Genomic DNA, 12,067 nt, shown 5'->3' with positions numbered 1-12,067 from the left:
CTTTCTCATCGTCCACTCCTCAGTGGCTACGATGAGCAACAAACCCTCCCTTAGCAAATACAGCTATTTGGACCCATAGGCGCTGACGTCAGACAGTGGCAAACCGGCTTGGCGTCTCAATCGCTACGCTTGCAACGTGGCGCTGCACGAAACGCTACGCACTGACCTATGTGAAAATCGGGCGGCTCGTGCGCTATCGTCAGGCGGATGTCGAAGCCTTCGAACTCTCGCGGTCGCACGAGGGGTCACTTCGGCATCCATGCGCACGATGCAGGGCACCAGCGCGGTCTTGTTCATCCGCTTTTGCTTCACGAGCAATTCCAGCGCCCGGAATCGCCGCCCACCGGCCGGGATCGAAAACATGCCGGTCTCGGCACCGTTGTCGTCCAGCACGGGCCGCACGGTGATGGAACTGAGCAGCGTCCGCCGCGCGATGTCCTCGGCCGGCTCCTCGATCGACACGCCCGCCTTGACGTGGCGCACGTTCGACTGGCTGAGCATCAGCTTGTTGAAAGGAATGTCGCACGAGGCGCTGAGGGTGATTTTCTGTTGCTTGGTCATCGGGATATCTCCGCGACGGGCCGGCCGGGAGCCTCTCTCCCGACCTCCAAACCCGTCACGGAAAACCCGGCACCCCTCTCACTCTAGGGGGCGATTGGCGAGGAGTATCTGTGTGGCATGACGTTTCGGCGATGTGATCTCTCGGGAACAGCTGGCCAGAAGCAATACTTTTTGCAGCTGATCTTGAATCTGGTTTAAATCTGTTAAGCGCGTCGGCTCTCACCAAAGATTCAAGCGTGTGGCGATGTAAGAATATTGATTCAGCACTAACGCATCCAACTCATAGCAGCCTGTTGGAGACTCGAAAGCCGGGCCAAACCACTGGAAACTGCAATCAAAGAATCCCCAGACGGGAATATTTTTCGCTACCTTCGTTAGCTGGGCCAGCTCCGCACTGTCAATAGAAACGCCCACGCTATAGGTTTTGTTTTCATTGTCGCAGTGGGTATAGTCGGGATCCGACCAGTTTACCGATTGACAACGCGCCGATTCCAATAGTTCACCCCATGTACCGTTTGGGGAATCGAGTGCCTCCCTAAAAGAATAGACATCCGTGTAGATCCCCCAGTCGCGGAAACCTTGAGAATTTATATCGCTACCACAGCCGACAGCCAAAAATTCCAGCTCTTTCCCAGCAGTTCCGCCAGTAAACCAGTTGGGAATACGCAGGCTTAGTTCGCATGAAGTATTGTCATCGATAAGATCGGCGAGACTGGAGATCTTCGGGTAATGGTAGAGCCCGAAAGGGTGCGAAATTTGAGCCTCGGACAAATCTCCCAAAATGGCCTTTCCGACAATTGCTTCGTTAAAATAATCCACCAACAAAAGCGTTTCACCTGCACCAAACAGATCAAAGCCAGTAGCGTCTGGATCGGAGTGTTCAGGTGTTCCTAACGTAGATTGTAAAAAGGCTCGACTTGTACCACTTTCACCGCGCAGGGAGACTTGAACCTCAGAAAAACTCAAACTCTCCTGCTCCTCTCCTGCACCGTTATCTAAATAAAGTTCGTAGTATCGAATTCCAAAGCCCAAAATCATTCCAATAATTGCAATATAGAATACGTACCTGAGAAGTGATTGAACAACGGCTCCACCTGCGCGTTGTGAAATTGGCGGGATCACTCCTGCTGCTAAGAGAGCGCGGTAAGTTGAGAACGCAAGAAAAATAATAAAGCCAACCAATATTAATGGGTGATTGAGCAGCGGCCAGATAGTCTCAGGAATCTTTTCCATCAAATTTGTGCTCCTTAAGTTATTGCCTTTGCTCGCAAGGTTGCCGTCTGAGATGCGGCTTGGCAACAATTCATTGCCAAGCTCGCACTGCACGCCAAGACACTAGGAGCCGACATGCATGCACACCGCAGCATCCGCCGCTATAGGTCGAGAGGGCCATCGGCCTGGTGGCCTTGGGAATGCGGCCCAGTATACTGCCCCTATAGAACCTCGCTGCCTACGCCACTTTCTCTAGCAACACCTTCGCCTTCCCCTCCATCACCAGCCGCGCATCCTGCTGGGGCTTCGACCGGGCCATGGCGGTGATCCCCTGCACGAAGTCGAAGACGCTCTCGGGCGAGCGGCCTTCTTCGGCCAGCACCGTCTCGACGATCCGCCCCGTCTCCGCCTTCGAGAATCCGCGCTTGCGCAGGAAATCCTGACGGTCCTCGTCCGATCGCGCGACGATCTTCTCGCGCGCCGCGCGGATGCCGTTGATGAAGGGCGCGGGCGAGGACTCCGCAAAGCGCGTAAGTGCCGGGGCCGCCTCGTGAGCAAAGCGGGACGCGGCATACTTGGAGTGGCGGATCTTGATCTCCTGGAAATCCTCGACGCCCCAGAGGTTTCGGTTCTGGCATACCGCGCGCAGGTAGAAGCTGGCGATGCCCAGCGTCTTGGCTCCGACCTCCGAATTCCAGCAGTAGAACCCTCGGAAATAGAGGTCTGGCGAGCCGTCAGGCAGCAGCCCCGCCTCAATGGGGTTCAGATCATCGACCAGAAAGAGGAAGACGTCGCGGTCTGAAGCATAAAGTGTGGTGGTGTCTTTGGTGATATCGACCCGGGGATTGTAGATGCCGGTCGACCAGTCGAGCACACCCGGCACCTTCCAGCGCGTGTCACCCGTGCCATTGCCCGCAATGCACTGGACGGCAGAGACCAGCTCGTGATCGTAGATGCGGCCATAGCCGGGCCCGGTCACGGCACGCAGTTCGGTGCGCCCGTCGCCGGTTTCCAGCGTCTTGATTTGTTCGGCGCGGTGGTTGGTCAGGCCGTATTGTAAGTTGATGCCTGCGAGTGGTGCGGGCAACTGGCGCAAATAGGCGGCAGGCGCGCCGACGAGGCTGGACAGTTGACCAAAGCTCCAATGCGTTGGCGCAATCGGCTCATCTGCTCCGGGCAAGACCAGCCCCAACTTCTCAGGATTGTCGCGATGCGCCTCGACCCGGATCGCAGCGCTCTCCACCGTGCGCGTCCGACTGCGCTCTGCGCGACCTTTGACTGAGGCGAAAAGGTCGTCGAGTGACAGGTAGCGCTCATCGTCGGGCCGCGAAAACCATTCGGACGACACGCGGTCCACGTTCGAGCCGCGTGACACATCCACCTTGTAGCCGCCGCTCGCATCGGGGCGCGCATTGAAATTCTGTTCCTGAATCATGGGAAAACCTCCACGACAGGCGCCGGAGGCCACTCCTCCAGCCCTAGCCCGTCACGGCTCCCCAAACCCATCTCTCACTCTCCCGCCGGAGTAGCCGCGCGTGCAAACGGCGAAATCTCGCAACCCCAATTCAATGCCGTTTTGCGATTCGGGCGGGTTGTGGCATTCCTTAAGAACGGGGCGATTGCGCTGGCAATTCGTCCGCCGAGGACCTCGCCATGGACAGAATTCGGACTGACACGCATTCGAACTACGGCCTTTACGGTGCCTATATGTGCGACGCCAAGCTTTCCCATACTGCGACAGCCTACGCCAAAGCACGCCAGCGCATGCGGCAACTCGCTGTTTTCCCACATGGTTTTTTCTTGAAGGTCAGCGACCGTCTGTCATGCTTGGCCCTATGGAACCCACCGATCAAAGAAAGCACGGCGGCCAGACGGCACGCGATACCTCGACGGGGCGTTGCTCAATTAGGGCCGAAAATGCAGATCGTGATGTCGGGCGCGTGGGACGTGCAAGCGATGACCCGCGTCTGGTCAACTTGGTTCGCCTGCTGGCACGGCAAGCTGCAAGAGATTTTGTCGAAGCGGAAACCGCGCGTCATGGACAGACTCGCCCCCGCGATTAGGGAGGTGAGCATATGAAAGCAGCACTTTACGCACGGTATTCATCGGACAATCAACGCGATGCGTCCATTGAGGATCAACTGCGCATCTGTCGTGCGCGTGCGGAACGCGAAGGCTGGACGATTATCGACAGCTATACGGATCGCGCGATCTCCGGTGCCTCGCTCCTCCGTCCAGGCGTTCAGGAACTGATCGCCGACGGACTCAAGCGACGTTTCGACGTAATCCTCACGGAATCGCTAGATCGGCTTTCGCGTGACCAAGAAGATATCGCCGGGCTCTACAAACGGATGCGTTTTGCGGATGTGAGCATCGTGACACTGTCTGAAGGCGAGGTCAGCGAACTGCATATCGGCCTGAAAGGGACGATGGGCGCGCTCTTTCTGAAGGACCTCGCGGACAAGACCCGGCGCGGCCTGCGCGGTCGGGTGGAAATGGGGAGGTCCGGCGGCGGTCTCTGCTTTGGCTATGACGTGGTTCGGACCGCGGACCCGGATGACCGAGGGGAACGCGAGATCAATCCGATCGAAGCGGCTGTCGTGCGGCGGATCTTTCGCGACTACCTTGCTGGGCAATCGTCGCGCACCATTGCAATGACCTTGAACGAGGAAGGCATTGCAGGCCCGCAGGGCAAGGAATGGGGGCCTTCGACGATCCACGGCAACCCCAAGCGCGGCACAGGTATTCTCAACAACGAACTCTACATCGGGCGGCTGGTCTGGAACCGGCTGCGCTACATGAAGGATCCTGACACCGGCAGGCGAGTGTCTCGCCCGAACCCGGAAAGCGAATGGGTTGTGCACGAAGTGCCTGGCCTGCGGATTGTCGATCAGTCGATATGGGATGACGTCAAGGCGCGACAAGCCAGCCTGGCGTTCGATACAACCGGGGACAGCGGCAATCCAATGAATGATCGCAGGCGGCCCAAGCACCTGTTGGGGGGCCTCATCAAATGCGGATGCTGTGGCGGTGGCTATTCCCTGATCTCAAAAGACCTGCTGGGTTGTTCGACGGCCCGGAACAAAGGGACATGCAGCAATCGGATGAATATCCGCCGCGATGCTTTGGAAGCTTCGATACTGAACGGCCTCCGCAAACACTTGATGGAGCCGGAGCTCTTCAAAGAGTTATGTTCCGAGTTCACGCGCGAGGTGAACCGCCTTCGGATCGAGCGTGGCGCGGATCTGGTAGGATGGCAGCGAGAGTTTGAACGGGTTGATCGTGAGTTGGACAAGATGGTCGAGGCCATTTTTCAGGGCTACCCGCCGCTCAAGCTGAAGGACAAAGCCGAAAAGCTGGAAGCACGCAAAGCCGAACTGGCTGAGTTGCTGGCGAATGCCGATGAACCGCCGCCCCTGCTGCATCCAAACATGGCGCATGTCTATCAGGAGCGGGTCGGCAAGCTCTGCGAGAACCTGCAGCGCGAGGAGGACCGCGGACCAGCGGTCGATGTGCTGCGGTCGTTGATCGAGCAAGTAACGCTCATGCCTGACAACGAGGAATTGGCGATCATCCTGCGCGGCGATCTGGGCGCAATCCTGCGCTTTGCCGCAGGAAAGAAAAACCCCGACTTCCTTTCGGAGGCCGAGGCGCTAGACAACTTGCTATCGCAAGGATCGTTGGTTGCGGGAGGGCGCATTGACCTTGACCGAACCTACGCGCACTTTCGGCGTGGCAAAGGGAAGACCGAGCAACTCCTATGAAAAAGGGGATGGAGAGGTATTCCCGAACAAGAAGTGCCAAAAAGAGCCCTGACATAAGACATTGCACTGCACGTTCGAGCAGTCTGTTGGCTCAACCTAAGTGCCCCGTCATTCAGCATAGAAAACCTGTTCCATACCCGGTGATCTCGAACGCCAAATCGGGGCCTTCGTCGAGTATTACAACAACCAGCGTTACCACGAGAGCCTGAACAACGTCACACCCGCCGACGTCTACTTCGGCCGCGACAAAGCCATTCTCAGGGAAAGGAAGAAGATCAAGAAACAGTTAACCCAACACCGGCGCTTGCAACATCAAAAACAAGCCGCATAATCAATCACACAAACGTGCCAGAGCCTACAATGCTCAAGCCGCTCTGATGTTCCATTTTACATGACGAAGGACACCAAAACGCTATGGGATAGACTCTGCGCAATCATAGAGCAGTTTTCGGTGAGGGAGGCTGACGCAAGTGTGTATGCGGTGTGATCGCGGGATGGTCTAATCTGCCGTTGTTGACCTGACTGGAGCTTTCGCCATGACCAGTGCCTGAAGCCGCCAATCATTGTCGCTGGGGTCATCGGTTGGCGCGATGGTCTGCACGAGGAGCCATCGTTTATGGCGATCCTCACACGGCATTGGCGCAAGTATCATCTCGTCAGGTTTCAGGGCTTGATCCATGCTAATCGTGTCCTGTCCCGCATCAATTTCGTCGGCAATGTCCAAAGGATAACTTTTGCGAAGCCTCATATACCGTCGATCAGAGCGGGACTCTTCCGATTCAGTTCGGGCGGCACAAGGATTTCAAGCCTTCTCCGGAGTGTGTAGGTGGCTTCGACAGCCGCGCCTACATCTGAGCATAGGTTTGCCATGGCGCGAATTCCGCATCGCCGATGTCGAGTTCTTCAGACTTCGTTGGTTTGCCCGAGGCCGTTTCGAGAATGGAGCGAAAGATCCTATCTCTCGCTTCGGCAACGGTTTCCGAACCCTCGGCAATGGTACCGCAATTGATGTCCATATCGTCCACCATGTGATGATACATGGTGCTGTTCGAGGCGATCTTGATCGACGGAACGGGTTTGTTTCCGTAGCACGATCCGCGGCCCGTGGTGAAACAGATCATGTTGCAGCCCGACGCGACCTCTCCGGTCAGCGAAACCGGATCGTATCCGGGGCTGTCCACGAAGACGAGCCCCTTGGCCGTGATCCTCTCGCCATATTCGTAAACGCCGGTCAGGTTGGTGCTTCCGGCCTTCGCGACCGCGCCAAGCGATTTTTCAAGAATGGTGGTCAGACCGCCCATCTTGTTACCCGGGGTCGGATTGTTGTTCATTTCGGAACCGTGCTTGGCAGCGTAGTCTTCCCACCATTCCAGAAGATCGACCAGTTTCCGGCCGACCTCGGGGCTTGCGGCGCGATCCGTCAACAGGTTCTCGGCTCCGTAGATTTCGGGCGTTTCCGCCAAGGCCGCGGTGCCGCCGTTCCTGACAAGAAGATCAACGGCATGGCCAAGTGCCGGATTCGCCGTGATCCCGGAATAGCCATCAGAGCCACCGCATTGCAGCGCCAGACTCAGATGAGAGGCATCGATCGGTTCGCGCTGCGCAAGGGCCGCTTTCTGCAAGGCGGTTTCAAGCCACACCAGGCCCTTTTCAATGGACTTGCGCGTGCCGCCTGCGCTTTGCAGCGTGTAATACTGAAAGCTGTCGTCTTCGGGTCGTCCATAGGCTTCGAGCATCAAGGGGATTTGGTTGGCCTCGCACCCCAGACCCAACATCAGGACCGATGCGAAATTCGGATGCGTGGCATAGCCCCAGATCGCCCGTTGAAGTTTGCGAAAGGCGTCGTCATCGGTTCCGATACAGCAGCCAGCGCCATGCACGATGGGCACAATACCATCGACGCCAGGATAGGCGTCCAGCAGACCGGAGCGTTCAGCTTCCTTTGTCAGCAGCTTGGCAGCAGAGGCCGAGCAGTTCACCGATGTGACGATGCCTACATAATTCCGTGTGCCCACGGCGCCCCTGGTACGGCGATAGCCTTCAAAGGTCGCACGGTCCGCAACAGGCAGGATGTGCGTGTCGCGGGCCTTGGAGCCGAAGGTCTCGCTGCGCTCGAAGCTGGCCATCGCGACGTTGTGCACATGCACGTGGGAGCCTGCGGGAATGTCCTGCGTGGCGACCCCGATGATCTGACCGTATTTGGTGATTTGTTGGCCAGCGGCAATGGATTCCATGGCCACCTTGTGCCCTGACGGGATCTTGTCGAGCGCATTGAGGCCGGTGGATGCCAACGCAGTCCCGGACTCGATCTGGCGCAGGGCCACTGTGATATTGTCGCTCTCGTGAAGCTTAAGGATTTGTTGGCTGGACATGTTCAGTTACTCCTGAGGTGTGTTGGGAGCGGATCAATGGTCGGTCTGCTCTCGCGCCTTGTGGCGCAGCAGGGCCATCAGCTTTCGGTCACGTTCCGCTTGCTTTGTGGGAATGTCTGCGACGGGGATCAGGGTTTCCAACTGAGCCTTCAGGCCGGAGTCGACGATCTCTTTCCAGTCGACGTCATCGTAGGGACCAAGACCAAAGCCGCGATACATTGCGCCATAACGTTCGACGTATTGTTCGACCCCTTCTGGCGCATTGAGGTGGATCGTCTGCATCGGCCCCATGAAGGACCAGCGCAAACCGAGCCCGTCACAAATGGCCTTGTCGAGATCTGAGGCCGATACGATGCCGCTGCCGACCAGCTTGAATGCCTCTTCCAACAGCGCACCCTGAAGACGGTTGACCACAAAACCATCGATTTCCTTGGTCAGAACGATGGTTTCGCGCCCGCAGGCCCGCATGAGCTCTGTCGTTATGGACACGATTCTGGGATCGGTCCATTGGGTCGGCACGATCTCGACCGCCGGGATGAGATGCGGTGGATTGATCGGGTGCACGACAAGGCAGCGGTGCCGTCCGGTGATATCCTCGCAATAGCGCGAGGCCGAGATACCGGAGGTCGAGCTGCCGATGGGCACGTCAGGGGCGGCAAGCGTGTCCAGTCTTTCGGTGATCTCGCGTTTTACCTCGACGCGCTCAGGTCCGCTTTCCTGAACATAGACGACGTCTTGCAAGGCCTCTTCGAGACTTGTCGCGACCGTGAGGCGGTTCAAGATAGCGGGGGCGTCAGAGGATGCGATGAGGTCGAAGGCAACCAGATCCGCTACCCTTTGCGTCATTGCGGCAAGGGCGTGCTCAGCCGCCGCCGGCGCGGGGTCGTACATCGCGACATCGAATCCCGCTTTGGCAAAGACAGTTGCCCAGCCCTGCCCGATCAAACCGCATCCGATGGTGGCTATCTTGGTCATGTTTACTCTCCTTGAAGCGGCCAGTTTGTGGCTACGCCATTATTCCGAGGTTGTCCGCCGTCTCAAAACGCGCCTCTGTTGCGTTCGCCACCTTCTCCAGCGTCAGGCCTGGCGCGATTTCCGTCAGGGTCAGACGGGATTCGCGCACCTCAAACACGCCCATATCCGTGACCAGCAGGTCGATGGGCCTGCTCGATGTCAGTGGCAGGTCGCATCTTCTGACGACCTTGCTGACATCCTTTGCAACGTGCTGCATCGCGACAATCACACGACGCGCTCCGGTCGCAAGGTCCATTGCGCCGCCCATGCCCGGCACCATCTTTCCAGGGATCATCCAGTTGGCCAGATGACCGGTCTCATCCACTTGCAAGCCACCCAGCACCGTCACGTCAATATGACCGCCGCGGATCAGGCCAAAACTCATCGCGCTGTCGATGGCCGCGGCGCCCGGAACAGCGGTCACGAAACCGCCGCCCGCATCCGTCAGGTCCGGATCTTCCATCCCTTCGGGCGGCCGTGCGCCAAGGCCGATGACACCGTTTTCGGACTGAAAAAACACGCCGGCCTCTGAGGGCACAAAACTGGCCACGAGGCTCGGCAGACCGATTCCGAGATTGACCAGCGTTCCCGGCACGATTTCCTGCGCGACACGGCGGGCGATACGTTCCTTGGGCGTCATCTAGACCGGCCTTTCGATCAGGTGATCGACGAGCACAGCGGGAGTGCGCACCGAGTCCGGGGGGATGACGCCAACCGGAACAATATGTTCAGGCTCCGCGATCACGGTATCGGCCGCCATCGCCATGATCGGGTTGAAATTCTGGGCGGTCAGGGAGTAGTCAAGATTACCGAGGTAGTCAGACTGGCGCGCGGCAATGAATGCAAACTCGGCGCGAATGGGCATTTCCAGAAGGAACATCTGGCCATCGATTTCGAGAAGGCGTTTGCCGTCTTCTAACCCGGTGCCCAGCCCCGTCGGTGTCACGACTGCGCCAAGCCCCATGCCACCCGCGCGGATGCATTCGACGAGGGTCCCCTGCGGCACCAGCTCGACCTCTAGGGTGCCGTCGTTCATCTGTTTTTGCGTTTCCGGGTTCAACCCGATATGCGAAACGATCAGGCGGCGGACCGCTTTGGCTGAAATCAGCTTGCCAATCCCGCGCCCCGGCATGGCGGTGTCGTTGGCGATCAGAGTCAGGCCACGTCTGCCGGAGGCCACCAAAGCGTCGATAATTCGCCGTGGCGTCCCCACGCCCATGAAACCGCCGATCATGATCCTTGCCTCATCCGGGACAAGGTCTGCGGCAGCGCCCGGCGACAGGACTTTTTTCATCATATTGCGCCCCAGCGTCCTGCGCGCAAGAGCCCGCGGGCATCAACTAGGATCGGGCGCGGCTCAAAACGCAACTTGATCACCCCCTTTGAGGTCGAGGATTTCACGGGCTTCATCCGGTGTTGCGATCTGTAGGCCCAGGCCTTCAAGGATCGTGCGCACCTTGCGGACCTGCACGGCGTTGGAGGTGGCAAGCTCTCCGCGGCCCGCCCAAAGACTGTCCTCGAGCCCGACGCGCACATTCCCGCCCAGGGCGGCGGCCTGCGTGGCGATGCGGAACTGGTTGGCACCTGCACCTAGCACCGACCAGCGGTAGTCAGCGCCGAACAACCGGTCGGCGGTGCGTTTCATGTGCATGACGTCCTCGGGATGGCCGCCAATCCCGCCCAGCAGGCCAAAGACCGATTGGACGAAGAAAGGTGCCTTGACCAGGCCGCGATCAGCAAAATGCGCTAGGTTGTAGACATGCGAGGTGTCATAGCATTCGAATTCGAACCGGGTACCGTTACCGTAGCAGGTCTCAAGCACGTATTCGATGTCCTTGAACGAGTTGCGGAACACCAGATCCTTCGAGCCTTCGAGGTGCTCGCGTTCCCAGTCGTACTTGAATTCCTTAAACCGCTTCAGCATCGGATATAGTCCAAAATTCATCGAGCCCATGTTCAACGAGGCCAACTCGGGCTGGTACGTCGCGGCTGGTGCGGCGCGCTCAGCGACGCTCATGTAAGGACTGCCGCCGGTGGTGATGTTGAGCACCGCGTTGGTGCTTTGCTTGATCCGGGGCAGGAAGGCTGCAAACCCCTCAGGGCTCTGATCGGGCCGCCCGTCTTCGGGGTTGCGCGCATGCAGATGGAGAATGGAGGCCCCGGCCTCGGCTGCGGCCAGCGACTCTGCGACAATCTCCTCAGGGGTGACCGGCAAATGCGGCGACATCGACGGCGTATGGATGGCCCCCGTGACCGCACAGGTAATGATGACTTTGCCCGCGTGTGTGTTCTTCGTGCTCATGGTCGAACTTTCTTCTTTGAATCACAGAGTTTCGACGTTTCCGTCGACGGCAAGGGATTGCCCTGAGAGATTGTTGCCGAGATCGGAAATCAGCATTGCCACTGTCGTGGCGACATCGTCCGGCGACACCATGCGACGCAGCGATATATTCTTGAGATACTCCTCGCGCATCGCATCAAAGCTGACACCCGTTGCCTCGGCGCGGGCGCGGATAACACCGTCCATGCGCGGACCCTCTACGATGCCGGGAAGGACGGCGTTCACGCGGATATTGTCGGGGCCAAGCTCCTTTGCAAGGCTTTGGGTCAGACCGATCACGCCAAACTTTGCGGCGGAATAAGGCGTGCGATAGGCGTATCCGTGCTTGGACGCGGCCGAACCCATGTTGACCAGAGCGCCGCCACCAGCGGCTTTGATCATCGGGATCGCTTGCCGTGCGCACAGGAATTGCCCCGTCAGGCAGATATCAATGCAGCGCCGCCACTCGTCCGGTGACAGGTCTTCGATATTGCCGGTCGGACCTGCGATGCCTGCATTGTTTACCAGCGCATCCAATCCGCCAAGTCCCGATTTGACCTTATCAAAGAAAGCCTCGACCGCAGCCTCGTCCGAGACATCCGCTTGCTCCGCTATGCAGCCCCCAAGCGCGTTGCTGGCTTGCTCCAGCGCAGCCGCATCAACATCACAGATCGCAAGCTGCGCGCCCTGGAAATAGAGCTGGCGGGCAATGGCAAAGCCGATGCCACCTGCGCCTGCCGTGACCACAACTTTTTTGCCCTTCAGCCCCGGCAGGCGCATGTCTGTCATGGCTTTTTTCGCCTCGATCTGATGGTCGTTCATGT

General features: G+C 58.4%; 9 protein-coding genes and 2 pseudogenes. 2 read left to right on the top strand and 9 right to left on the bottom strand.

The genetic code is table 11. From position 1 onward, the window contains the following. Positions 1-264: 264 nt before the first annotated feature. The 3 genes and pseudogenes from C8N45_RS21270 to C8N45_RS21260 form a co-directional block, all read right to left on the bottom strand. Positions 265-561 (bottom strand): annotated as a pseudogene (locus C8N45_RS21270) (ParB/Srx family N-terminal domain-containing protein); the annotation flags it as partial. 219 nt (positions 562-780) lie between these two features. Further along, positions 781-1,794, bottom strand: a complete 1,014-nt coding sequence (locus C8N45_RS21265) for a hypothetical protein (RefSeq protein ID WP_108388766.1) — start codon at positions 1,792-1,794, stop codon at positions 781-783. Positions 1,795-2,011: 217 nt separating this feature from the next. Continuing rightward, positions 2,012-3,208, bottom strand: a complete 1,197-nt coding sequence (locus C8N45_RS21260; protein WP_108388764.1) for a DUF932 domain-containing protein — start codon at positions 3,206-3,208, stop codon at positions 2,012-2,014. A gap of 640 nt (positions 3,209-3,848) precedes the next feature. On the opposite strand from C8N45_RS21260, the gene C8N45_RS21250 reads away from it, so the two are divergent. Both C8N45_RS21250 and C8N45_RS21245 read left to right on the top strand, forming a co-directional pair. After that, a complete protein-coding gene (locus C8N45_RS21250; RefSeq protein ID WP_108388760.1) occupies positions 3,849-5,537 on the top strand; it encodes a recombinase family protein in 1,689 nt (562 codons plus the stop codon). Between the two features lie 133 nt (positions 5,538-5,670). Further along, positions 5,671-5,868: pseudogene (locus C8N45_RS21245) on the top strand (integrase core domain-containing protein); the annotation flags it as partial. 514 nt (positions 5,869-6,382) lie between these two features. Here the strand turns inward: C8N45_RS21245 and C8N45_RS21235 are convergent. From C8N45_RS21235 to C8N45_RS21210, 6 genes are all read right to left on the bottom strand, one after another. Continuing rightward, positions 6,383-7,909, bottom strand: a complete 1,527-nt coding sequence (locus C8N45_RS21235) for a D-arabinonate dehydratase (RefSeq protein WP_108388756.1) — start codon at positions 7,907-7,909, stop codon at positions 6,383-6,385. Between the two features lie 33 nt (positions 7,910-7,942). Continuing rightward, positions 7,943-8,884, bottom strand: a complete 942-nt coding sequence (locus tag C8N45_RS21230) for a 3-hydroxyacyl-CoA dehydrogenase (protein ID WP_108388754.1) — start codon at positions 8,882-8,884, stop codon at positions 7,943-7,945. A 31-nt stretch (positions 8,885-8,915) separates the two neighbouring features. Further along, a complete protein-coding gene (locus tag C8N45_RS21225) occupies positions 8,916-9,563 on the bottom strand; it encodes a 3-oxoacid CoA-transferase subunit B (protein ID WP_108388752.1) in 648 nt (215 codons plus the stop codon). Continuing rightward, entirely contained in the window at positions 9,564-10,217 is a 654-nt protein-coding gene (locus C8N45_RS21220; protein WP_108388789.1) for a CoA transferase subunit A, read from the bottom strand. 63 nt (positions 10,218-10,280) lie between these two features. Beyond that, positions 10,281-11,225, bottom strand: coding sequence for a 3,5-dioxohexanoate:acetyl-CoA acetone transferase (kce, locus tag C8N45_RS21215; RefSeq protein WP_108388750.1), 945 nt, complete (start codon positions 11,223-11,225; stop codon positions 10,281-10,283). A gap of 21 nt (positions 11,226-11,246) precedes the next feature. Continuing rightward, on the bottom strand, positions 11,247-12,065 hold the full coding sequence (locus tag C8N45_RS21210; protein WP_245882792.1) for an SDR family oxidoreductase: 819 nt from the start codon (positions 12,063-12,065) through the stop codon (positions 11,247-11,249). Positions 12,066-12,067 lie beyond the last annotated feature (2 nt).

Origin of the sequence: Yoonia sediminilitoris (assembly GCF_003058085.1) — a bacterium.
Lineage (GTDB): Bacteria > Pseudomonadota > Alphaproteobacteria > Rhodobacterales > Rhodobacteraceae > Yoonia > Yoonia sediminilitoris.
This window is presented reverse-complemented; position numbering and strand designations above follow the sequence as displayed.

Bases quoted from the DNA above. Each gene is read 5' to 3' on its own strand.
- C8N45_RS21265 (WP_108388766.1), bottom strand. From the start codon at position 1,794: ATGGAAAAGATTCCTGAGACTATCTGGCCGCTGCTCAATCACCCATTA.
- C8N45_RS21260 (WP_108388764.1), bottom strand. From the start codon at position 3,208: ATGATTCAGGAACAGAATTTCAATGCGCGCCCCGATGCGAGCGGCGGC.
- C8N45_RS21250 (WP_108388760.1), top strand. From the start codon at position 3,849: ATGAAAGCAGCACTTTACGCACGGTATTCATCGGACAATCAACGCGAT.
- C8N45_RS21235 (WP_108388756.1), bottom strand. From the start codon at position 7,909: ATGTCCAGCCAACAAATCCTTAAGCTTCACGAGAGCGACAATATCACA.
- C8N45_RS21230 (WP_108388754.1), bottom strand. From the start codon at position 8,884: ATGACCAAGATAGCCACCATCGGATGCGGTTTGATCGGGCAGGGCTGG.
- C8N45_RS21225 (WP_108388752.1), bottom strand. From the start codon at position 9,563: ATGACGCCCAAGGAACGTATCGCCCGCCGTGTCGCGCAGGAAATCGTG.
- C8N45_RS21220 (WP_108388789.1), bottom strand. From the start codon at position 10,217: ATGAAAAAAGTCCTGTCGCCGGGCGCTGCCGCAGACCTTGTCCCGGAT.
- kce (WP_108388750.1), bottom strand. From the start codon at position 11,225: ATGAGCACGAAGAACACACACGCGGGCAAAGTCATCATTACCTGTGCG.
- C8N45_RS21210 (WP_245882792.1), bottom strand. From the start codon at position 12,065: ATGAACGACCATCAGATCGAGGCGAAAAAAGCCATGACAGACATGCGC.